The sequence below is a fragment of the Croceibacterium selenioxidans genome, assembly GCF_018599195.1.
Taxonomy (GTDB): domain Bacteria; phylum Pseudomonadota; class Alphaproteobacteria; order Sphingomonadales; family Sphingomonadaceae; genus Croceibacterium_A; species Croceibacterium_A selenioxidans.
The window spans coordinates 34,766-55,315 of the sequence record NZ_JAHFVK010000001.1 but is presented as its reverse complement, the minus strand read 5'-3'; the positions used below and the strand labels follow the sequence as shown (position 1 = coordinate 55,315).

Here is a 20,550-nt window from a genome sequence, read left to right as displayed (position 1 = left end):
AGCTTAGTCTGATGCGCTCACCAGCTCCGCCAGCGCCATGGCCGCCGCGGGCGCACGGTGCTTGGCGCCGTTAATCATGAAGGCGAAAACATCACCGCCCTTGCCGCTGCTTTGCGCCGCATCGCCAGCGTAGGGCAGACCCTTGATCGCTTCGCCAGCCTCCCATCCTCGGCACAGGCCGGCAATGCGCGCGAGGTCGGTGGGCGCATAGCCGGTCGGCTGATCGGCATCGAGGTTCTTGCAGCGCAGATAGGCGAAATCCGCGGTGCGGTCCGCGATCGGAGTGCGGCTCTCCTGTTCGCACCAGACGATCGCCACGCCCGCCGCTCGTGCCAGTTCGACGAACTCGGGACAGGCGAAGCTTTCATGTCCGGTCTCGATCGCGTGGCGCAGCGGCACACCCTTCAGATCGCGCGGCAACAGATCGAAGAACGCCGCGATGTCTTCGGCATCGAACCGCTTGGTGCCCATCAGCTGCCACAGGATCGGGCCGAGCCGATCGCCAAGCTCCTCGAGGCCTTGGCCAAAAAACCTCGCCATCGCCTCTCCCGTCGAAGCCAGAACCTTGCGGTTGGTGACGTAGGACGATCCCTTGACCGCAAACACGAAGCCATCGGGCGTCGCTTCGCGCCATTTGCGGAAGCTCTCCGGCTTCTGCAGGCTGTGGTAGGTTCCGTTGATCTCGATCGCGCCGAGCTGGCGCGAAGCCCACTCAAGCTCGCGCTTCTGCGGAAGCCCTTCGGGATAGAAGGTACCCTTGCGCCATGGGGGATAGACCCAACCGCCGATGCCGGTGCGAATCACCCAGCTCTCCTTCGCGACAATGGAACCGAAGTCCGCGATCCGCGATTTGTTCGAGGAAGGATGTGCAGAAGGGAGCTACCCATGGCGGTGGAGGCTATCTGGAACGACCAGGTCATAGCCCATAGTGACCGCACAGTCGTGGTCGAAGGCAACCACTATTTTCCACGCGAAGATGTCGATCCCTCGGTACTGGAGAAGAGTTCCACGACCACTGAATGCCCGTGGAAGGGTACGGCCCATTACTATACGCTAGATCTCGACGGTGACCGGAACGTCGATGCCGCGTGGTATTATCCGGAGCCCAAGCCGAAGGCTGAGACAATCCGTGACCGCATCGCCTTCTGGAACGGAGTGGAAGTGATCGAAGTGTGAGCCCCGTCAAAGCGCTCATCGAAGACCTTCGGCTGGTCCCCCACCCGGAAGGCGGCTGGTATCGTGAGACCTGGCGGGCCGAAGCTCCTGAAGGGCAGCGGTCTGGAGCGACGGCGATCCTGTTTCTGCTCGAAGCCCATCAGCGTTCGCACTGGCACAAAGTGGACGCCGCGGAAGTGTGGCTGTGGCACGCAGGCGACCCACTGCTGTTAAGTCTGTCGGCGGGCGTCGAAGGTCCGGTTCGCGAGGTGCGTCTCGGTCCCGATGTCCTGGCCGAGGACGTCCCCCAATACGTGGTTGCTCCGTTTGAATGGCAAGCCGCCGCGCCGTTGCCGGGCCGGGCCGGTTACACGCTCGTGTCCTGCATCGTGACGCCCGGGTTCGAGTTCGCCGGCTTCACTCTTGCGGAGCCGGGTTGGCGTCCCGGCCGTTGACGGCTGACCTTAGCGCACGACCAGTACCGGGATCGAACTCAGCACCAACACTTCCGAGGTCACGCTGCCAAGGATCATTCGGCGAAGGCCCCGCCGCCCATGCGAAGACATGACGATCAGATCACAGTCGTGCACCTTTGCGGCTCCGACGATCGCTTCGGCGGGCGAAGCGTTCTCCAGACAGTCCGTCTCCGCCGAGACGCCCGCGCTGCGGGCCTCCATTTTTGCAGCAGTCAGTATCTTCTCGGTGAGGTCTTTCTGGACGGCCGCGTATTCCTGATAGGCAAAGACGCTGACATCGGCACCCGCCGCGAGGTAAGGCAGCTGACTCTCGGCAACCGCAACGATCGTCACTTTAGCATCGATCGTTTTGGCAAGCTCAAGACCGTGATCCAACCCCTTTTGAGCGATCTCCGAACCGTCGGTGGCGATGAGAATATGCCGGTACATGAGCTCCTTCCCGAGCTTGAGCCTTGCACCAAAAAAACCCAAAGATCGGGCGCGAGAGGCTGTTCGCCGCATTATCTTTGACGGCTCGCCACAGGCCAATACAGGGAATCACTGATAGTTGCGCGACACAGATCGCCACGGACGAGGAAGATGTCGAAGGTGAATCTGTCGCCGCACTGGTGTGGGCCCACGGGCACTTTTCGCGTCTGCGCGCGTTAGGTCGCGGTGTCGAAACGCATCCTCGTAGTCGAAGACGATCTTCTCAATCGGATGCTGCTGTGCACCGTCCTTGAGAACTCGGGCTTCCTGGTGCAGGCGGTTACCGACGGCAAGCACGTGCTGAAGAAGACCAAAGAATTTTCGCCGGACCTGATTACGATGGACATCAATTTGCCCAGCGTTTCCGGCTTCGAGCTGATCCAGCGCCTGCAGGCCGATCCGAAGCTGCAGCAGATTCCCATTCTCGCGGTGACGGCCTACGTCGGCAAGGGGGAGGAAGCCCGCATCCGGCGGGCAGGTGCCAGCGATTTTCTGGCCAAACCGATTTCAATCAAGCCTTTCCTTGCCGCGATTGCGCGGCTGCTCCCCGAAGGCACGCAGGTCCCAGCCGGCCTCGGCCCAACAGCGCTCTCCTGAGCGACCAGGGAAGACGAAGTCGCTCCAGTCGCAGAGCGATGGGTTTGGGAGGGTCTCGGCAAGCGGCTGACCGGTTTCTCGCGCGGACCGGCTCCCCATCGCCGACTTTGGCAGGAGATTTTCCTCCCCGAGCTAGCTCAGGGAGGAACTTGAACTTTAGTCTTCCTTGCCGGCCACGCCGTAGTTGATCTGGGCGTTGCGGGTCTTCTGGAAGTCGGGAACCGAGAGCCCCTTCATCGCGGCATAGATGTCGATGTTGCCGATGCCGGTTACTGCGCCAAGCTTTTCCAGCATGAAGAAGATCACGCCATAGTGGATCATGCCGATCCAGTCCCGTTCACGCACGAGGCGCTTTTCTTCCTCGCTGAGTCCGGCCTGGGTCATCGCCGCTTCCTCGTCATCCCGGAACAGCTTGCGGACCGTGGGATCGGTCAGGGAGTGGAGGAAGTGATTGAGCCGGAAACCCTTGACCGAACGCTCGATAGTGAAGGGATAAGTGCCCTCCATCTTTTCCGAACCGGCATAGTCCCAATTGATGCGTTCTAGCGTCTTGGCCGGGTCTTCAACCGGGGCGTCGTTCGAACGCTCTTCCATGATCATCGTCGCGATCGGGCACATCGAAGGCAGGAAGTAGGTCTTGTGGGTGCACTCGACCTCGGCCGAAAGCGCGCCGCGCATCATCAGCCACATGACCACCTCGGCGCCTTCCCAACCCCCCAGTTCGGCCAGCTTGGCGATCGGATAGTCGAGCAGGGCCTCGGGATCCTTCTCGAGCATGTCCATGAACTTCATGTCCCAATCGGGATTGTTGAAGCCGCAGGCTTCGCCGTGGACCTGATGGCTGAGACCGCCGGTACCGGCGATGGCGACCTTGATGTCTTCCGGATAGGACAGGATCGCCTGACGCAGCGACTTGCCGAATTTGTAGAACCGGCGCGCCGAAGGCAGCGGCACGGTCAGAACCCCACAGACGACGGGCAGCAACTTCACGGCCCAGCCGTTTTCGTCATGATCGACCATCACCGAAAGCGGTGAAAAGGCCCCGTGGTCGAGACCCTTGCCCTGGAAATAGCTGAGGTCGAATTCGTTCGCGACCATGACCTTGGCGACATGCTCTGCGAATTTCGGATCGCCCATGATCGCCGGGATGTCACGCGGTCCGCCACCCTCGTCGGCCGGTTCGAACCTTTCTCCTACACCCAGCGCGAAGTGGCTGTAGTGGTCGAAGAACGAAGTCATGTGATCGTTGTAGATGTAAATCAGCACGTCCGGCTTTTTTTCGCGAAACCACTGCTGCACCGGTTCGTAACCTTCGAAGATCGGCTTCCATACCGGATCGTCGAACTTCTTCGCATCCTTGGCGAAGGCGATGGTTGGGGTGTGCGAAGTGGCGATGCCGCCGACGATCTTTGCCATGCTGTTCTTCTATTCCTCTCGGGCGGCCTCTTCCTTGACGGCTCTCAAAAAAGTCGACCCCAAAAAACGACGCTGGCCCGCATGCCATCAGCGAGGCACGCGGGCCAGCCATTTTCGCTTCATTGGCGCGAAGCGGACGCGGGGCCCGCTTCGTCCGAAATCAGCTGAGGTGCTTGTTGACCGCCGACGTCATCTTGAACATCGAGATCTGATCCTTGCCGATCACCGCGCCGAGCTTGGCGTCTGGGTTGATCATGCGCTTGTCCTTGGAGTCTTGCAGGCCGTTCGCCTTGATGTGTTCCCACACCTTCGAGGTGACCTGGGCGCGGCTGAGCGGACCCTTGCCGACGACGGCCTCCAGTTCAGGCGAAAGATTCACCGGTTTGCTAAGTGCATTGTTCTTGGCGGCCATAAGATTGTCCTTTCCTTGCTCACCTGACGCCGAGATCAGCCCCCGTCGTCCTCATCCCAGTCATATTCGTCTTCATCGCTGCGCTGATAGGTCGCGGTCAAGACCGCGACGGCGATAACGTGCCCTTTCATCGCTGCGACGAGGTCGGCGCGCGTTGCCCCGGGCATTAGCGCGAGCGTTTCGTCAAGCGCGAAGAGCTGAAATACGTAATCATGCGGATCCTGCCCTGTCGGCGGATCAGGCAAAAGCCACTCGGAGTTGCCAAACGCATTCTTGCCAACGCGCGGGGGCGTTTCGCCCTCGAGCAACTGCCCCTTCTGTGGTGCAAGGCCCCAGACGAGCCAGTGGCAAAACGGCTCAGCCCCGGGGGCGTCCGGATCCTCGACCACCAGAACGAGTTCCTGCGCTCCTGCAGGGGGCGTGGTCCATTCGAGAGGCGGGGCGACGGCATCTTCTTCACTGGCCGTGAAGCTCGGATCGAGTTCCTCGCCATCTTCGAAAGCTGCGGAACGTAGCCTGAAGCCACCGCGATTGAGCAGCCCTTCGTCGCCAAGCGCAGCGACAATCAGCCTGGCATGCCCAGGCCGGGCGTCGGGCAGCGCCTCGCCGAGCCATGCGGGTATCTGTGCGGGCATTTAGCCTTCTCTTGCTTGCGGCGATCGAATTTTGGGCGCTCTGCCCCTTCGCCCGCCCGATGGCAAGGGCCACTCCCCTCGTACCTGTCGAAGAATTTCCCACAGGTTTCGATAGATAATGGCGTCACGACGGCACCAGACCGCTTGCGGCAATCCGTGCCTCGCCATAGCTTGGCCCGCAGACGGGTGACTAAGCGACTGTGAAAACTTCAGTTTTCTTGCGACGGAGCAAGAATCTTGCGCTGACTGCCGCATGTGTGGCGATGGTGGCAGCTTGCGGAGGAGGAGGCGGATCGGGTGGTTCGGGCAGCGCAACAGGTAGCGTCGCTCCCGCGCCCAGTCCCACCCCGACGCCCGCGACGACGACCGGGTGCTCCCTCGCTACACGCAAGGACTGGGTGAAAAACCAGCTCGGCGAATGGTACCTCTTCCCCAGCTTGCTCGACCTGAGCGCGAGCCAGACGGCGAACAGCACCCTGGAAGACTACGTCGATGCGCTGGTGGCCCCAGCCAGAGCGCAGAATCGCGACCGCTATTTCACCTATTTGACCTCGATCGCCGAGGAAAACGCCTACTACGAGCAGGGTCAGGTCGACGCGAGCTTCGGGTTCCGTCTGGGCTATGATTCATCGTCGAACCGCGTGTTCGTCATTGAGGCGTTCGAGGGAGCGCCAGCACTCGCCGCGGGTATCGACCGTGGTGTGGAGATCGTCCAGATTGGCGGACAAAACGTCTCGACCCTGATGGGGGCCGGAGGACCTTATTCGGTAATAGACGCACTAGGAGCAGACACCGTAGGGCTCACCCGGCAACTGGTGGTCCGCGACCTGTCAGGAACGACGCGAACAGTCAGTTTGTCAAAATCCGTGTTCGATCTCGACCCGGTCTCCGATCGTTTCGGCTCGAAGATCATCGACGATGGCGGGCGAAAAGTCGGCTACATCAACCTGCGGACTTTCATCGACACCGCCGAGCCCGATCTTCGCGCGGCATTTGCGGAGTTCAAGGCCCATGGCGTCACCGAGCTGATTATCGACCTCCGTTATAACGGTGGCGGACTGATTTCGATCGCCGCCTTCATGGGCGACCTCATGGCAGCCGGCCGCAGTGGTCAGGACTTTGGCTACGTCACCTTTCGCGACTCCAAGTCCGCCGAAAACGAGACAATCGCATTCGAGCCACAGGCAGAATCGATCGCGCCAACGCGGATCGCGTTCATCGGTACGAGCGGCACTGCCTCAGCGAGCGAAATGGTCATCAACGGGATGCAACCCTACCTGGGTACTGGCATGGCGCTGATCGGGACCAATACCTACGGCAAGCCCGTTGGACAGATCGCCCTCGACAGGCCCGACTGCGACGACCGTTTGCGGGCAATTGCGCTGAAGGTGGAAAACGCCGACCATCAGGGAGAGTATTACAACGGGCTTGCCTCCACCGTGCCGAACACATGCCGGGCAAGCGACGACATCGGTCACCAGCTCGGCGATCCGAACGAAGCGATGGTGAGAACGGCTCTCGACTTCCTGGCGGGGCGCAGTTGCACAGCTATCGCGTCAGTCTCCACTGCCGCGACGGCTTCCATCTCCGGCAAGGTCGAAACTTCGGCGCCGCAGCGGAACCTGCTGACACCCGCCCAGCCGCGGCGAGCGACCGATCTGGAGCTGCCGGGCGTCCACTGATGTACTCCGGAACACCGGTCGCCTGCGCCCGTTGGCGGTAACGGGCAGTCCCGGAGGTTGGACCATGATCCGCAAGCTCACGTCGGGCCAGTACCGGCTCTATTCGCGTAAGAAGGACCCCAAAACCGGCAAGCGCCGCAACCTGGGAACGTTTGACAACAAGGAGGCGGCTCTGAAACACGAACGCGAAGTTCAGTATTTCAAGCACCACTGACGCCGCCTAACTTCTCCCAAACTGGAGAGGATCAAGCATGGTGGGCAAAGTTAGGCGCGTGGTCACCGGCCATGATGCGAATGGCAAATCGATTGTCGTCTCGGACGGCCTTCCACCGCAAAATCATCCCATGCTCGGCGCGGCTGTGGGCGCGGACTTCAACGAGATCTGGAACTCGGCCGAGGCCGTTCCGACACTAACCTCGCTGCCTGGCGGAGAACCCACAGCTCGGCCGTTCGAAATCATGCCGAACAGCGGTCACCTTATCCGAATCATCGACATTTATCCCCCGCACAAGGGCGGGCATCGCACGGTGATGCACCGAACACGAACGCTCGACTACGCCGTGGTGATCGAAGGCGAGATCGTGCTCGTTCTCGACGACAGCGAAGTCGTACTTAAGCCCGGCGAAGTGGTCGTGCAGCGCGGCACTGACCATGCGTGGGAAAACCGCGGGGACAAGATCGCCCGCATGGCCTTTTTCCACATCGCGGGCGAGTTCTCGGATGAACTTCTGGCCAAATTGCCGAAGCCCCTGCAACTGATGGAATGACAGGGCGTCAGGCGAAGCGGAATGCGGAAACCGCGCCGCCCAACACGAATTCGCGATAGTCCTGAATACCGACCTCCCCGGAGGCGCCGGCGGCCACCATCAGGGGGATCAGGTGCTCTTCGCGAGGATGGCAAAGCCGGGCCCAGGGTGCGGTGTCCCACCGGGCAAGTCGCTCGGCTCGTTCTTCCGATGACGATTCCGCGGCGGCCGCGAGCCATCGGTCGAACTCGGCTGAAGGTTCGGCAACGCGCGGATCGCCCATGGCGCGCAGATTGTGAAAGCTCATCCCAGAGCCGAGCACGAGCACGCCCTCTTCCCGCAACGGCGCCAGCGCCCGTCCGGCCGCGAGGTGCAAGGAGGGATCGAGCGAGGCGTGAAGCGACATCTGCACCACCGGCACGTCCGCGTCGGGAAAGGCGACCTTGAGGGGGATGAATACCCCATGGTCGAATCCACGCTCCTGAACGATCGCCACCTGCAGCCCGGCGTCGCGCAGAAGCTCCGCACCCCGTTCGGCCAGCCACGGCGCACCGAGCGCAGTCCACACAAGCCGGTAGGTTTCGGGAGGAAAACCGTAATAGTCGAAGATCAGTCCTGGATGCGCGTCGCTGCCGGTGAATGAAAAGGCGCGCTCTTCCCAATGTCCGGAGATCACCAGAATCGCCTTGGGAGTTTCGGGCAGAGTTAACGGCAGGGCTCGAAGATAGTCGCCCATCTTTGTCCAGACCCCGTGGGGATCAGGCATAAAAAAGCACGGACCGCCGCCGTGCGGGATGAACAGGCTCGGTTGTATCGTCACTGTGCCGATATAGGCACCCTCGAGCCCAGGGCCAGCGCTACGGCCGTTCCGGGCCTTCGAACCGATGCTTGTCCGACCACGCGCAACCGTTGCGGGTTTCCTCACCGATCTTGAGCATGACGGCGAAGGGGTAGACGCGATCGGACATGCCATCACTGCAACGCATGGGGGTGACTGTCATTTCAAGATCGGCGTGATCGAGAACACCGCTGAACGAGAGACCGCCTCGCCCCGCGAATCGCTCGACCGTGATCGTGGTGCCGTCGGGGTTTTCGGGCGTGGTATAGGTCAGCGCGGAACCCCTTACCTGACCTCCCCAGAAAGGCTCGGTCCCGGAAAAACGCAGGATTTCAGTTTCGGAGATTCCATCATAGGGCTTGGTCGAATCCGGATCAGGGACGTTCGCGCCTGCCTGCCCGGTGCCGTCACTCGCCTGGCACGCCGTGAGCAGCAGAAATGCGGAGCCCACCGCCAGTAGTGTCTTTCCTGTCATGACCACACCAATCCTTCGCCTTGTCGATGAGTTCCCTCGCGCGCCTTATCCCTCGGATCCGCCGTCCGCCGGTTCTTCCTCGATTTCTGCCCCACTCATGAGTCGTACCAGCTCTTGCCGATCCTCTACCGAACCGCTGTCGATCTTTTCAATCGCCATGCGGGCTGGCTCCGAAAGCCCATCAGGATGAGGTGAATAGGCAACCGGAATCAGGTGGTAGCGAGCCTCGGCAAACTTGCCTTCCGAGGCCAGTTCGCGAGCGACCATCATCTGCAAGCCAAGATCGAAAGGCGCCAGTTCCGCCGCGCGCTGCAGTCCCAGAACCGCAGTTTCAGGGGGTTGCCGGCCACTATCCACGAAGCTGCGATAATAGAAAATGAGCGGCAACGGATGGTCGTTTTCCAGCTTGTTAAGCGCCAGGAACGGAGCGACTGCCTTCCGGTAGGCGGTTGTTCGATCCTCGGCCTCTTCCGCCCCGCGGAACAACGCGAATCCCTTCTGAACATAAGCGTTAACCTGTCCCGGATCGATTGCCAGCGCCCCGTCGGCCGCGGCTATCGCTTCTGCGTCATTGCCCGCGTCGAACTCGGCTTCGGCCAAGGCGGCCAGCACCGCAGCATCGGCCGGGTATCGAGCCGCGACCTTTCTGGCGTCGACGAGAATCTCCATCGCCTCCTCTCGCGAGACGCCTCGCCGCGAGCGCAACCGTATGGGCATCATCTCTTCCTCGCCCTTGCTGATCTGACGCACGGCAATCGGCTGGATCGTGAGTTGCTCTGGAGCGAAACGAAGCGAGAGCATCGTCTTCTGCTCAAGGTACCTCTGCAGTTCGCGCTCCAGCTGGTCGAGATCCCCGAACACTTCCTCTGCCGCTTCCCGCGAGGTCTTCCCGCGAGCCATGGCTTGCACATAGCGCCGAAGCTGGCCCGATCGGTCGGGGGTGAACGTCAGGTAGTGATAGAGAAGCCAGCTCTTGCCGTAGAAGGCGTCGTAGCTATTCCGGCGCGACTTCTTCTCATAAGCTTCCGGATCGACCAGCTCGGCCACTTTGACGTTGCGCGCGAGGGCTAGTTCCCAGCCGCGGTGATTGGCAGGCATGCCAACGCTGACGCCTCCGCTGGTGGTGAATTCGGCCGAAGCGAAGAACTCCGCTCCTCCCTCTCCGAACCATCGCGGACTCGGAAAACGGCTGCTGGAGAGGAGGAAATGGTGAGCATACTCGTGCAGGAGGGCGATCATCGAGAAGTCCGGCTGCCCACTCTTGACCTCCACCCGAGGCACGAAGGCGACCGAACCTCCCGCTCGCGGAATGTAAAATCCATAGACGTCCCGATTGCCGGCCAGGCGCTGCACCTGGCGCGGGTTCTTCACCACGAAGACGGTCACCCGGTTTGACGGGCTCGGCATCTGGCCTTCCAGCCCGGTGACAATCTCCATGGCCGCGTGATACCGCTCGAGCTGTTCGGAAAACTTCCGCGCGTCCCGCTCTGTATCGTCGGCGTAGACCACGAAATGAGCGCTCGAAACTTCGAGCCATTCGGCATGTGCTGCTGACGGCAACAACGCCAGCGCGCAAAGCGCTGCCAGGATCCTCATGCTTCCCCCCGATTCAACCCCTGAACCACGCTAAGCGAAACGCAGGCGGAAACAAAGACTCGGAAACCCCGTACTCGCAATGGTATTTAGATTCTCGACGAGAAGTGGACCGGACCGATGAAGTCTGCCAATCGAAGGGACGTTTTGACAATCGCCTCGCTGGCGGCGGTCGGCATCGTGGTCGGAGCACTAACTGCCCCGCTTTTCGCGCCTGTGCCCAAGACTCCCGCTTACGAGCCCACGCTTCACTCCGGTCGGGCAAGAGTACCTGCGGAGACCCAATCCTGGGCCGAGCCGGATCTGCAGGGCACGACCGTGGAATACTCCGGCACATATGGCCCGTCGGATGCGTATGACGGCGCGATCTGGCAATATCCGGCACCGGTCTACGAGCCATGGGAACCGGTATCGACCTTGCCGCAGGAAGACATGGACGTGGCGGAGCCCAAAAGCGCCCGAGAGATCGCGCACGAAGCCGAAGAGGCCGTGAAGGACGCTGCGGCCGCCGCTGCTCGGCAATCGGAGACCGTGCGCAAGTCGAGTCTCCCCGAGGGGCTGTACTGAGCACGGCAAGTCCTTCTTCACCACTTGCCGCTAATCCCGTCATAAACAGGGGACGGGTGGTGGGCGAAACCAGCTTGATCGACGGGCGCAATGCCGAACTGCGGCGGCTGCCAGACTGGGCTGCCGTGCGACGTGCTCACGTCGCCACCGCCGAGGACATCGCGGAAGGCGCCACGTTGGTCAGCCTGAACCGGAACAAGAAATCGCACCGGGGAATTGGGCAGAGGAAGTCCATTATGACGCTGTTCGCCTCGGCAGTGGATCAGGCGTACCTTGACGAGATTTGCGAGCTGGAAGAGCTCGAATACTTGTGGCTGGGCTGGCCAGTGACTGCTGCTGATTTTTCGGGACTCGAGCGGTTGAGACGCCTCACCTACCTGAAGCTCGACAGCCCGCGGAACGTGGCTCACTTCGACCCTATTACCCGGCTCCCGGCCCTCACTCACCTGTTCGTCGAGAACGCCAAGCACATGGGCTCCCTCGACTGGATTTCCCCGTTGAAGGACCAGCTCACCTCGCTCGGCGTCGAGGGAAGTATGTGGACCATGCAGAAAGTGCCCAGCCTCGCCCCCCTCACCGGCTTCGGGTTCGAGGCACTTTTCATGACTTCCGTGCGCCTGGCCGACAAGAACCTGATCCCCCTCGCGGCCTGCCCCAATCTCGCCTACCTGCAGTGTGCTCGCTTCGCGCCCAAGAGGCAGTTTGACGACTTGAAGGCCCTTCGTCCCGACATCGCTTGTTCGTGGTTCGATCGCTACGACACCTGAGTTTGCGGATTGACGCCTTCCAGGCGGATCCACACAACGCGTAAATGATCGATCAACTCGCCATTGCGTCGGGCATGATCTTGCTGACGATCCTTATCCATGCTCTCGGTCTGCTGGGCTTGCGTCGGGTGGTTGGGCTCGAGCTCACGCATTCGCATCTCGACCTGCAATCCCATGTGACCGTGCGAGGGGTTGCGGTTACCGTGACCGTAGTGCTGGGTGTCTTTGTCCTCCATGGGATCGAGATCTGGCTCTATGCCGGGCTCTATCGGCTGCTCGGCGCGCTGCCCGACATGCACGAGGCGGTGTACTTTTCGACCATCACCTACGGCACCGTCGGCTACGACGACGAAGGCATCGAGCGGTCCTGGGAGCTGATCGCCGCGATCGAGGGGATCAACGGCATCATCCTGCTCGGCTGGTCGACCGCCTTCTTTGTCTCCGTCGGTAGCCGCGTGGCCCGCCACTGACGGCGGCTGGCTAGACCCGCGCGTCTAGCCAGCCAATGATGTCGCCCATGACCTTCTCCCGGCCCAGGTCGTTGAGGAGGTCGTGGTAGTAGTCCTGGTAGAGGATCAGCTGCTTGTCCTCACTGCTGGCGTGGTCGAAGAACTCCTGGCTTCCATCTGGCCGCGTCGCCTTGTCGGCTGTCCCGTGGAGGATCAGCACCGGCAGGGTGATCTTGCCGAACTCCTTTTCGAACCGGTCTCCCGCCCGGGCAAAGGCGGCGACGGTTTCGACCGGCTGCTTCTCGTCAAGGGTGTAAGGGTCGGCCAGGAGCTGCTCGACCCAGGCCGGATCCCGCGAGAAGTCCTCCATCTTCAGCTTCAACGCCGGCAGGTCCGGCACGACGTGGCTGGCGCCTTTGAGCAAGGTCAGCGCGAAGTCCGGAGCGAACACGCGGAAGGCGAAGCTCTCGCAGATCAGCCCGTCGATCTGGTCCTGGTGATCGAGCGCGTAGCTGACCGATGTCACCCCGCCAGCGCTGTGACCGAGCAGAAAGCACTTGCGACCCGGATCGAGCGACTTGGCCAATTCCACCGTGACCGCCACGTCGGCGACGTAGTCGTCGATCGTCTCGACATGGAAGCGCTCGCCCTCCGACCGCCCTCGGCCGCGCAGGTCGAGCGCGGTCACCGCGTATCCGGCGGCGGCGAACTCCTCGCCCGCGCGCAGGTATTGCCCACCGTGAGAATTGACCCCGTGGCAAATCACCAGCGCTGCCTTCGGCTCGCCTTCCGGCCGCCAGTGGCGGGTGAATATCTTCAGCCCGCCTTTGCTTTCGAGCCACTTTTCCTCAGGAATAGGGGTACCTGCAAGCGTCATCGGGAAACTCCTCGAATCAGGCGCGACCGGCCGGGAGGATATAGCTTTTGCTGCATCCGCGAAGTGGAATCGGAACAGAAAGGTATTTCAAACCGGAGACATAGCCCCCTCGCCCACAACCGTGGTCCATTCCCGCACACGCCATTCCCTGACGATGCCGTTGACCACGTAGGGATCGGCCCGCGCAAAGGCCTCGACCGAGGAGGCATCGTCACCGGCGAACAACAGCACCGCTTCCTCGGGAGGGTTGAGCGGTCCACCCAGCACAAGCTCCCCGCGCGCCACGGCTTCTTTCGCCAGCGCCAAATGCTCCATTCGAAAGGCCGGGCGCCGTTCGAGGTAGTCGGGCGCGAGCGTGTAAGTCAGCAGAAAATGCTTCATGCGATCCCCCAGGATAACTCAGCCAAATCTCGCCGCGAGTTGCGGCAGCAATCCCGCCGCCCGGGCGAAGCCGAGCGTGTCGAACAGCTCCAGGAAGCGCACGGCCTTACCGTCGCGGAAGGTCCAGATGTCGACTTTAGGCGAACTGATGACGAGCCCGGTATGGCGGTTGCGCCAGGAGCAGCGGCCGATCCACACGACCGTATCGCCTTGCTCCACCACCCGCTCGTTGGGGAAATCGATCATCTCCCAGTCCTGCTCGATGGCCGCGAAGTATTCGCGCATGCGGTCGAGCCCGTAGTGGTCGCTGGCAAGCTCGTGCATATCGGGCGGATCGAGTACCGAGGCCATTTCGACGTTTTCGTCGGCCAGGGCCATGAACGGTTCGGGATTGGTGCCCAGGCTTTCCTCCCACTGGCGATAGGCGGCCGCCACGCGGGTGGCGTTCGACAAGTCGTCGCTCATCGGCTTGCTCCTGTTCGAGGCGGGGCGATCATATCAGTTATCCCTACCGGCGGGCTCAGGCATTTCCCTGACGCCGGACCATCTCGCCGATCCAGGCCGGAGCGAAGGGAGAGGTGCAGCCGGCAGAGGTCGGATAGTCGCGATAAACCCCGAGCGCCTCCCCGATCGCCAGCGCCCGCTCGCGGTGCTGCGGGTGGTTGATCCCAATCGCGGCGAGGGTGTTGTTCATGGTCCACTGCGGTTCGGGATCGGCCGTCGCCATCTCGGCCTCGATCCGGTCGAGCAGCCGGGCCAGATCAAGGCCGTCGGGCTTCTTCGCCACTCGCTCTGCCGTCAGGCTCCAGCCCGCCCGGGCCGCCATCGGATGGTCGCTTTCCATCCACCGCTGCCGCAAGTCCTCCTTCTCCGGATGCACCTTTACTACATAACTATTGAGCCAATCGGAGACCGGCAGTTGCCGGTTCGCGCGGACCAACTGGTTGAGCGCCGCGCCCGACAGTTCCTTCGGCTTGATCAGCAGCACCGCCAGCAGCCGCGCTTCGAGAATGCGCGTGTCCCACAGCTCGAGCGCGAGCGAATGATCGGACTTGATCTCGTCTGCCAGCTTGCGGATGTCGCCCATCATCACACCATACTGGTCGCCGGTCACGCCGCGCTTGCTGTTCAGCTCGCGCACCCTCTCGCTGCCAAGCGCTTCGAGGCGGGCCAGGGCTTCGTCACGTGTCATCGCGAACCTCCTGTCGTTAGGCAGCTTACCCGATCGCGCCGGATCGCCAAAGTGACAGGGGTGACGGGGTGACACTGTCCAAGCGATTTCTGTCACCTTGCCGGTCCAAGGTGACAGTTTTCCGGCCAAAAGTGTCACCTTGGTCTGGAAAAGTGTCACCTTGCGGCTGCCGGTCCGCGAAAAGTGTCACTTTGGCGAGCGACGACGCCGATCTTGCGCGCCCTCTCCCACACTTCGCTAAACTGCGGTCCTAGCCGCTTGCGTAAACGATAAGCCGAATGCCGGGTCATGCCGACGGTGCGTGCTGCCTCGGCCACTTTGCCGCTGGTGGCGAGAGCGCGGAGGAAGGCGACCATTTTCTCCTGCGTCCAGCGATAGTCGGCGTGGGCACGCGGCTGAGATCGAGGAGCGGGTGAGCGGGGTGCGATCTGTGTCATCCGGCAGGATGAAGCAAATTAAAGTCATGTAGGAAAACGTTTTTTCTTCAAAGATCCTCCCCGAGCTCGTCTCGGGGAGGACTTGAAGGGTCCGACGACACTCTCCGTAGTTCCCGCAGGTTGCCACGCCTCCCCGTCCGGGATAGCCCTGAACTCCCGACAATTCATGGCGAGCAAGCCCTTGGAAAACCAGCCCATCGAAGGCCACTGCCTGTGCGGCGCGGTCACCGTGCGCGGGACGCCGGTGCGGCGGCATGTCGAAGCCTGCCATTGCGAAATGTGCCGCCGCTGGAACGGCCTCGCCTTCCTCGGCGCGCAGTTCGGGCCCGAGGTCGAGATCGGGGGCGAGGACCATGTCGTCCGCTACCGCTCCTCCGACTGGGCCGAGCGCGGCTTCTGCGGCCGCTGCGGCAGCAGCCTGTTCTATCACTATATCCCCAACGGCAATCACAGCTTCACCGCCGGCCTGTTCCCCGACGATGCCTTCTTGCCGTTGTCGGAAGAGATCTTCATCGACGAGAAGCCGGCGTACTATGCGTTCGACGCCGACAGCGAGAAGCTGACCGGGCCCGAGGTCATGGCCAAATTCGGCGTCGGGCAGGAAAGCGCGGGATCGTCCGACGGGGATTGATCGCTTCCAACCCCAACCTCGCCAAACCCCCGCAAGAGTGCCAAGGCATCCGGCAAAGGAGACCCCAACCATGTCCGGTGAAGACGAAGACTACGTATACGACGAAGACACCGGCGAATGGCTCCCCGCCTCCGAACTGGCGGCCAAGCGCGCCGCAGAGGGCGCGGTGGAAGTGCGAGATGCGGTGGGCAACCTGCTGGCCGATGGCGACCAGGTGACGCTGATCAAGGACCTCGAAGTCAAAGGCGCGGGCCGCACGCTCAAGCAGGGCACGCTCATCAAGTCGATCCGCCTGACCGGCGACGCGCAGGAAATCGACTGCCGGTTCGAGGGGATCAAGGGGCTGGTATTGCGGGCGGAGTTTGTGCGGAAGCGGTGAGGGGTGGAGCGCCGGGAGCTACGATTTTGCCGGCGCTTTCAGGATCTCGCGATCCTCATGCATCCAGATTAGTGGAGTTTTCGCTCCTTAGGCGGTCCAGAGCTTGGATCTCTTGCATCCTCGTATGCGGTGACCAACTGCTTGGCGAGAGTTTCATCGAGCAATGCCTCAAGTTCGGAGAGATCTAGACTGCCCTCATTCCATTGCTCGTCCGCTTTCTCGAGCGCCTTATAGTAGGGTGCTTTGTCTGCGGCGATATGCTCAGGCAACGTGACATGACCGGGCAATCGATATCCAATTTTGGCGCATAGAACGAAGTATGCCAAAGCGCGCGACGTCCGGCCATTTCCGTCGGTAAAGGGATGAATCCAATTAAGGCGCCACATCACGTATGCGCATAAATGAAGCGCTTGAGCGTCGTCGAACTTGGCCATGACATAGTCGCACATGTCCTCGATCAATTCGGCCACTAAATGAGCCTTGGGCGGCACATGCTTACTCTGGCCGATTTCGACATCGGCTGGCCGAAAGTTGCCCGAGTATTGACTTAGCCCGTCGAGCGCGAGCCGATGCAAGTCAAGGATCATTGAAGTTCGAAGACGGAAAGGTCGTGCGCCTCGGACCACCTCGTCGATAAGGTCTAGCACCCGATCGAATTGCGCCAGTGCGTTTTCCGACTCCCGACGCGCTTCTTCGACTGGATCGGAAATGAGCGACGGCTGCGCCGCAACGCTATGACGGTCGCCGTCGCTCACTCCTATTTGGCTTTCGCCAGCTTCTCAGCCGCTTCAGCAACCATTGCGCGCGTCACTCGCGAGTTTTCAATATGGGCGTTCCCGTAGGCGAAGCTTTGCCGCTGCGCCTCCTTTTCCGCATCCGACATCTCGCGACCGCGTGAGGCGTCGATCAGCTTTTGCAGATGCTCACTCATACCGCCTCCTTTCGATTTACGATAATCGTAACTCCAGCGGAATCCGTCAATGGAAATGCGGCAACTCGCCCCAAGCCTCACCCCGCCTTCTTCGCCTTATGCTCCGCAATAAGCCGGTCCAGCTCAGCAATCCGCTGCCTCTCCGGCGTGTCCTTCGCCAGCCCCTTGAGCCGGCACGTCGCCCACAGGGCCTTGCGTTCGGAATCCAGCGCCTTGGCGTAGAGGTCGGCCATTAGTCGTGCTCCCTTCCGCCCGAGCCCATGTAGAGCTCGCTGCCGGTTTCGCGGAATACCTCGCTCATCTGCTTCATCCCGGCTTCGGCTTCCTCGGCCGCGATGAAGGCGTTGCTTTCCTGGTTCTGCTTGGCGGCGAAGTCGCGCACTTCCTGAGTGATCTTCATCGAGCAGAACTTGGGCCCGCACATCGAGCAGAAGTGCGCGGTCTTGGCGCCTTCGGCGGGCAAGGTCTGGTCGTGGTATTGCTCGGCCGTCTCGGGATCGAGGCTGAGGTTGAACTGGTCGCGCCACCGGAACTCGAAACGCGCCTTGGACAGCGCGTCGTCGCGGACCTTGGCCGCCGGGTGGCCCTTGGCGAGATCGGCGGCATGGGCGGCCAGCTTGTAGGTGACCACGCCGACCTTCACGTCGTCGCGATCAGGCAGGCCGAGATGCTCCTTGGGGGTGACGTAGCAGAGCATGGCCGTGCCGTACCAACCGATCATCGCCGCGCCGATGCCGCTGGTGATGTGGTCGTAGCCCGGCGCAATGTCGGTGACCAAGGGCCCGAGGGTGTAGAACGGCGCCTCGCCGCAGCTTTCGAGCTGCTTGTCCATGTTCTCCTTGATCTTGTGCATCGGCACGTGGCCGGGCCCCTCGATCATCACCTGCACGTCCTGCGCCCAGGCGCGCTTGGTCAGCTCGCCCAAGGTATAGAGTTCGGCGAACTGGGCTTCGTCATTAGCGTCGGCGATCGAGCCGGGGCGCAAGCCGTCGCCGAGCGAATAGGCGATGTCGTAGGCCTTCATGATCTCGGTGATCTCGTCGAAGCGTTCGTAGAGGAACGATTCCCTGTGATGCGCCAGGCACCACTTGGCCATGATGCTGCCGCCGCGGCTGACGATGCCGGTGACGCGCTTGGCGGTGAGTGGAATGTAGGGCAGGCGCACGCCGGCATGGATGGTGAAGTAGTCGACGCCCTGCTCGGCCTGCTCGATCAGCGTGTCGCGGAAGATCTCCCAGGTGAGGTCCTCGGCGATCCCGCCGACCTTCTCGAGCGCCTGGTAGATCGGCACGGTGCCGATGGGCACGGGGCTGTTACGGATGATCCATTCGCGGGTGTCGTGGATGTTGCGCCCGGTGGAGAGGTCCATCACGGTGTCGGCGCCCCAACGGATCGACCAGACCATCTTGTCGACTTCGCTCGCCACGTCGCTGGCGACGGCGGAGTTGCCGATGTTGGCGTTGATCTTGACCAGGAAGTTGCGCCCGATCGCCATCGGCTCGGCTTCCGGGTGATTGACGTTGGAGGGGATGATCGCCCGCCCGCGCGCCACTTCCTCGCGCACGAACTCGGGGGTGACGTAGTCGGGGATCGCCGCGCCCCAGTCCTGCCCGTCGCGGATGTACTCGCGCAGCTGCGCGCGGCCGAGGTTCTCGCGGATGGCGACGTATTCCATCTCCGGCGTGATGATGCCGCGGCGGGCATAGTGCATCTGGCTGAGGTTGGCGCCGGGCTTGGCCTTGAGCACGCGCTTGGCGACGTTGGGGAACGCCGGAACTCCGCCCGAACGGTCGGGACCGAGCTGGCCGTTGTCCTCTGGCCGCACGTCACGGGCGGAGTATTCCTCCACGTCGCCGCGGGCGAGCTGCCATTCGCGGCGGAGTTGCGGCAGGCCGGAGGCAATGTCGATGGTGACGGCCGGGTCGCTGTAGGGGCCCGAGGTGTCGTAGACCCGCACCGGCGGCTCGCCGCTCGAAGGTTCGAGATCGATCTCGCGCATCGCCACCTTGAGCGGCCCGACGTGCACCTTGCGGCTGCCCCGGATCGGGCCCGTCGTCACGCCGATTTCCGCCCCGGGCACGGACTGTTCAAGGTGGGAATTGATGTCGGCCATCGATGCTCTCCAAATAAATCGGAAGGAGGGCGGCGATGACCGCGTCTCCCTCCCTACGCCGGTGTGAGCCGGATCAGGTTCGGCGGGTCGGAGCGTGCTCGCTCCCTCTCAACCGCGCATGAGCGGTCCCCCGGGGATGCGCGCACCCTAGGCGTGTTGGCGCGGGACTTAAAGAGTTCAATTCGAAGCGCTAGAGTGGCGCGATGTGCAACCTCTATCGCATGGAGAAAGCCCCCGACGCGATCGTCGGCCTTGCTCGCGAGCTCGGGCGTGAGATCGCCTTTCCCGACGGCGTGCCCAACTTCGAGCCGCGCGACGTGCGGATCACCGAGCGGGCGCCGATCGTGCGGACTTCGGCGAGCGGAGGGCTGGAACTGGTCGAGCGCCGCTGGAGCTGGCCCGCTCCGACCGGGAAGCCCGTCTTCAATTTTCGGGGCGAAGGCCGCCGCTTCGCTCCGGCCGAGCGCTGCGTTGTACTGACCGACGGCTTCTACGAATTCACCGCGCCCGAAGACCCCAAGGCCAAGCGTAAGGATCGCTGGCTGTTCACCTGGCCGGGCCACGAATGGTTCGGCATCGCGGGTATCGTTCGCTCCGATCCCAAGGTGGGCGAGGCGTTCACGCTACTCACCTGCGAGCCGGGGCCCGACATCGAACCCTATCATAACCGCCAGGTCGTGCTGCTAAGTCCGGCGGCCTGTTTCGGCTGGCTCGATGCTGTGGAACCGGAGGGGACTTTCATCCAGCCGCTGCTGAGTGGATCGCTGAACGTCAATCGCGCTTAGTAGTGGTACCGGCACTGGGCCACTTCGAGCGCTTGCGACGCACCTTTGCCGCTGACGCGATATACCAGCCGGTGTTCCTGGTTGATTCTACGAGACCACCAGCCCGCGAGATTCCCACCTAGCGGCTCAGGTTTGCCAGTTCCGCGGAATGGGTTCCGCAGGCACTCCTTGAGGAGCCCGTTCAGGCGCTTGAGCACCTTCGGATCTTCGGTCTGCCAGTAAAGATAATGCCCCCAAGCGCGTTCCGAGAAGACAAGCTTCACGGATCGATCAGCTCGCGTTCAACACCCTTGCCTGCATCAAGTTCGGCGATGCTCGCCAGCAGCTCACGCGCGTTCGCCGGTGAGCGCAGGAGGTACATCGTCTCTTCGATCGAGGCCCAATCGCTCTCCGACACCAGCACCGCGCCCTCCCCCCGCTGGCGAGTGATCGCGATGGGCGCATGATCCGCGACAACCTTGTCGATTACCGACTTCAAGTTCTCGCGTGCGTCTGAATAGCTAATGGTTTGCACGCCCCTCATATGTACAAAGTGTTGTCCAATTTCA

General features: G+C 62.2%; 31 protein-coding genes and 1 riboswitch. Of the genes, 12 read left to right on the top strand and 19 right to left on the bottom strand.

The features are described from left to right. Window positions 1-3: 3 nt before the first annotated feature. Complete coding sequence (locus KK137_RS00325) at window positions 4-804, bottom strand: DUF72 domain-containing protein (protein WP_214533847.1); 801 nt, start codon at window positions 802-804, stop codon at window positions 4-6. Window positions 805-885: 81 nt separating this feature from the next. Here KK137_RS00325 and KK137_RS00320 point away from each other — a divergent pair, with 81 nt between their 5' ends. Then, a complete protein-coding gene (locus KK137_RS00320) occupies window positions 886-1,176 on the top strand; it encodes a DUF427 domain-containing protein (RefSeq protein WP_214533846.1) in 291 nt (96 codons plus the stop codon). After that, a complete protein-coding gene (locus KK137_RS00315) occupies window positions 1,173-1,610 on the top strand; it encodes a cupin domain-containing protein (protein ID WP_214533845.1) in 438 nt (145 codons plus the stop codon). Before KK137_RS00320 ends, KK137_RS00315 begins: the two co-directional genes overlap by 4 nt. 9 nt (window positions 1,611-1,619) lie before the next feature. Here the strand turns inward: KK137_RS00315 and KK137_RS00310 are convergent, their stop codons facing one another. After that, entirely contained in the window at window positions 1,620-2,132 is a 513-nt protein-coding gene (locus KK137_RS00310) for a universal stress protein (RefSeq protein ID WP_250893527.1), read from the bottom strand. 153 nt (window positions 2,133-2,285) lie between these two features. Here KK137_RS00310 and KK137_RS00305 point away from each other — a divergent pair, with 153 nt between their 5' ends. Beyond that, a complete protein-coding gene (locus tag KK137_RS00305; RefSeq protein WP_214533844.1) occupies window positions 2,286-2,696 on the top strand; it encodes a response regulator in 411 nt (136 codons plus the stop codon). 156 nt (window positions 2,697-2,852) lie between these two features. Here KK137_RS00305 and KK137_RS00300 read toward each other — a convergent pair whose 3' ends face one another. From KK137_RS00300 to KK137_RS00290, 3 genes are all read right to left on the bottom strand, one after another. Beyond that, complete coding sequence (locus KK137_RS00300) at window positions 2,853-4,112, bottom strand: gallate dioxygenase (RefSeq protein ID WP_214533843.1); 1,260 nt, start codon at window positions 4,110-4,112, stop codon at window positions 2,853-2,855. A gap of 160 nt (window positions 4,113-4,272) precedes the next feature. Then, window positions 4,273-4,524: an SWIB/MDM2 domain-containing protein gene (locus KK137_RS00295; RefSeq protein ID WP_214533841.1), complete on the bottom strand. Its 252-nt coding sequence runs from the start codon at window positions 4,522-4,524 to the stop codon at window positions 4,273-4,275. A gap of 35 nt (window positions 4,525-4,559) precedes the next feature. After that, a complete protein-coding gene (locus KK137_RS00290; RefSeq protein WP_214533834.1) occupies window positions 4,560-5,159 on the bottom strand; it encodes a YbhB/YbcL family Raf kinase inhibitor-like protein in 600 nt (199 codons plus the stop codon). A gap of 398 nt (window positions 5,160-5,557) precedes the next feature. Here KK137_RS00290 and KK137_RS00285 point away from each other — a divergent pair, with 398 nt between their 5' ends. The 3 genes from KK137_RS00285 to KK137_RS00275 all read left to right on the top strand — a co-directional run bounded on the left by KK137_RS00285 (window position 5,558) and on the right by KK137_RS00275 (window position 7,608). Next, window positions 5,558-6,841, top strand: coding sequence for a S41 family peptidase (locus KK137_RS00285; protein ID WP_338027888.1), 1,284 nt, complete (start codon window positions 5,558-5,560; stop codon window positions 6,839-6,841). Window positions 6,842-6,905: 64 nt separating this feature from the next. After that, a complete protein-coding gene (locus KK137_RS00280; protein WP_214533832.1) occupies window positions 6,906-7,055 on the top strand; it encodes a hypothetical protein in 150 nt (49 codons plus the stop codon). A 37-nt stretch (window positions 7,056-7,092) separates the two neighbouring features. Further along, on the top strand, window positions 7,093-7,608 hold the full coding sequence (locus tag KK137_RS00275; RefSeq protein WP_214533831.1) for a cupin domain-containing protein: 516 nt from the start codon (window positions 7,093-7,095) through the stop codon (window positions 7,606-7,608). Between the two features lie 7 nt (window positions 7,609-7,615). On the opposite strand, the gene KK137_RS00270 is transcribed toward KK137_RS00275, so the two are convergent. From KK137_RS00270 to KK137_RS00260, 3 genes are all read right to left on the bottom strand, one after another. After that, window positions 7,616-8,353, bottom strand: coding sequence for a DODA-type extradiol aromatic ring-opening family dioxygenase (locus tag KK137_RS00270; protein ID WP_250893637.1), 738 nt, complete (start codon window positions 8,351-8,353; stop codon window positions 7,616-7,618). Between the two features lie 91 nt (window positions 8,354-8,444). Then, window positions 8,445-8,900 carry a COG3650 family protein gene (locus KK137_RS00265; RefSeq protein ID WP_214533827.1) on the bottom strand — a complete coding sequence of 152 codons (456 nt, stop codon included), beginning with the start codon at window positions 8,898-8,900 and terminating at the stop codon, window positions 8,445-8,447. A 45-nt stretch (window positions 8,901-8,945) separates the two neighbouring features. Beyond that, entirely contained in the window at window positions 8,946-10,496 is a 1,551-nt protein-coding gene (locus tag KK137_RS00260; RefSeq protein ID WP_214533825.1) for a hypothetical protein, read from the bottom strand. Between the two features lie 117 nt (window positions 10,497-10,613). Here KK137_RS00260 and KK137_RS00255 point away from each other — a divergent pair, with 117 nt between their 5' ends. Genes KK137_RS00255 through KK137_RS00245 form a run of 3 tightly spaced genes read left to right on the top strand, consistent with a single transcriptional unit; the run spans window position 10,614 to window position 12,297 of the window. Next, window positions 10,614-11,060: a hypothetical protein gene (locus KK137_RS00255; protein ID WP_214533824.1), complete on the top strand. Its 447-nt coding sequence runs from the start codon at window positions 10,614-10,616 to the stop codon at window positions 11,058-11,060. A gap of 59 nt (window positions 11,061-11,119) precedes the next feature. Then, window positions 11,120-11,827: a hypothetical protein gene (locus KK137_RS00250; RefSeq protein ID WP_214533823.1), complete on the top strand. Its 708-nt coding sequence runs from the start codon at window positions 11,120-11,122 to the stop codon at window positions 11,825-11,827. A 44-nt stretch (window positions 11,828-11,871) separates the two neighbouring features. Next, window positions 11,872-12,297, top strand: coding sequence for an ion channel (locus KK137_RS00245; protein ID WP_214533822.1), 426 nt, complete (start codon window positions 11,872-11,874; stop codon window positions 12,295-12,297). A 10-nt stretch (window positions 12,298-12,307) separates the two neighbouring features. Here KK137_RS00245 and KK137_RS00240 read toward each other — a convergent pair whose 3' ends face one another. The 5 genes from KK137_RS00240 to KK137_RS00220 all read right to left on the bottom strand — a co-directional run bounded on the left by KK137_RS00240 (window position 12,308) and on the right by KK137_RS00220 (window position 15,163). Beyond that, window positions 12,308-13,153 (bottom strand): alpha/beta hydrolase, encoded by an 846-nt coding sequence (locus tag KK137_RS00240; RefSeq protein ID WP_214533820.1) that lies wholly within the window; start codon window positions 13,151-13,153, stop codon window positions 12,308-12,310. A gap of 87 nt (window positions 13,154-13,240) precedes the next feature. Continuing rightward, window positions 13,241-13,534 (bottom strand): YciI-like protein, encoded by a 294-nt coding sequence (locus KK137_RS00235; RefSeq protein WP_214533818.1) that lies wholly within the window; start codon window positions 13,532-13,534, stop codon window positions 13,241-13,243. Window positions 13,535-13,552: 18 nt separating this feature from the next. Next, window positions 13,553-13,999: a nuclear transport factor 2 family protein gene (locus tag KK137_RS00230; RefSeq protein ID WP_214533817.1), complete on the bottom strand. Its 447-nt coding sequence runs from the start codon at window positions 13,997-13,999 to the stop codon at window positions 13,553-13,555. A gap of 55 nt (window positions 14,000-14,054) precedes the next feature. After that, window positions 14,055-14,726, bottom strand: a complete 672-nt coding sequence (locus KK137_RS00225; RefSeq protein WP_214533815.1) for a DNA alkylation repair protein — start codon at window positions 14,724-14,726, stop codon at window positions 14,055-14,057. A 155-nt stretch (window positions 14,727-14,881) separates the two neighbouring features. Beyond that, window positions 14,882-15,163, bottom strand: coding sequence for a LysR family transcriptional regulator (locus KK137_RS00220; RefSeq protein WP_214533814.1), 282 nt, complete (start codon window positions 15,161-15,163; stop codon window positions 14,882-14,884). Between the two features lie 166 nt (window positions 15,164-15,329). Between KK137_RS00220 and KK137_RS00215 the strand changes: the two genes are divergently transcribed. Then, the gene (locus KK137_RS00215) at window positions 15,330-15,794 is read left to right on the top strand and encodes a GFA family protein (protein ID WP_214533812.1); all 465 of its coding nucleotides are present in this window, start codon (window positions 15,330-15,332) and stop codon (window positions 15,792-15,794) included. Window positions 15,795-15,864: 70 nt separating this feature from the next. Then, the gene (locus tag KK137_RS00210; RefSeq protein ID WP_214533811.1) at window positions 15,865-16,173 is read left to right on the top strand and encodes an alkylphosphonate utilization protein; all 309 of its coding nucleotides are present in this window, start codon (window positions 15,865-15,867) and stop codon (window positions 16,171-16,173) included. Between the two features lie 68 nt (window positions 16,174-16,241). Here the strand turns inward: KK137_RS00210 and KK137_RS00205 are convergent, their stop codons facing one another. The 4 genes from KK137_RS00205 to thiC all read right to left on the bottom strand — a co-directional run bounded on the left by KK137_RS00205 (window position 16,242) and on the right by thiC (window position 19,217). Further along, complete coding sequence (locus tag KK137_RS00205) at window positions 16,242-16,928, bottom strand: Fic family protein (RefSeq protein WP_214533810.1); 687 nt, start codon at window positions 16,926-16,928, stop codon at window positions 16,242-16,244. A 2-nt stretch (window positions 16,929-16,930) separates the two neighbouring features. Continuing rightward, on the bottom strand, window positions 16,931-17,104 hold the full coding sequence (locus KK137_RS00200; RefSeq protein ID WP_214533809.1) for a hypothetical protein: 174 nt from the start codon (window positions 17,102-17,104) through the stop codon (window positions 16,931-16,933). Window positions 17,105-17,181: 77 nt separating this feature from the next. Beyond that, window positions 17,182-17,337: a hypothetical protein gene (locus KK137_RS00195; RefSeq protein ID WP_214533808.1), complete on the bottom strand. Its 156-nt coding sequence runs from the start codon at window positions 17,335-17,337 to the stop codon at window positions 17,182-17,184. After that, window positions 17,337-19,217, bottom strand: a complete 1,881-nt coding sequence (gene thiC / locus KK137_RS00190) for a phosphomethylpyrimidine synthase ThiC (protein ID WP_214533807.1) — start codon at window positions 19,215-19,217, stop codon at window positions 17,337-17,339. The genes KK137_RS00195 and thiC overlap by 1 nt, the downstream gene beginning before the upstream one ends. 33 nt (window positions 19,218-19,250) lie before the next feature. Further along, window positions 19,251-19,360: riboswitch (TPP riboswitch) on the bottom strand. 60 nt (window positions 19,361-19,420) lie between these two features. Here thiC and KK137_RS00185 point away from each other — a divergent pair. Then, the gene (locus KK137_RS00185; RefSeq protein WP_214533806.1) at window positions 19,421-20,002 is read left to right on the top strand and encodes an SOS response-associated peptidase family protein; all 582 of its coding nucleotides are present in this window, start codon (window positions 19,421-19,423) and stop codon (window positions 20,000-20,002) included. On the opposite strand, the gene KK137_RS00180 is transcribed toward KK137_RS00185, so the two are convergent. Further along, on the bottom strand, window positions 19,999-20,265 hold the full coding sequence (locus KK137_RS00180) for a Txe/YoeB family addiction module toxin (RefSeq protein WP_214533805.1): 267 nt from the start codon (window positions 20,263-20,265) through the stop codon (window positions 19,999-20,001). The genes KK137_RS00185 and KK137_RS00180 overlap by 4 nt on opposite strands. Next, complete coding sequence (locus KK137_RS00175) at window positions 20,262-20,525, bottom strand: type II toxin-antitoxin system Phd/YefM family antitoxin (protein WP_250893526.1); 264 nt, start codon at window positions 20,523-20,525, stop codon at window positions 20,262-20,264. The genes KK137_RS00180 and KK137_RS00175 overlap by 4 nt, the downstream gene beginning before the upstream one ends. Between the last annotated feature and the right edge of the window lie 25 nt (window positions 20,526-20,550).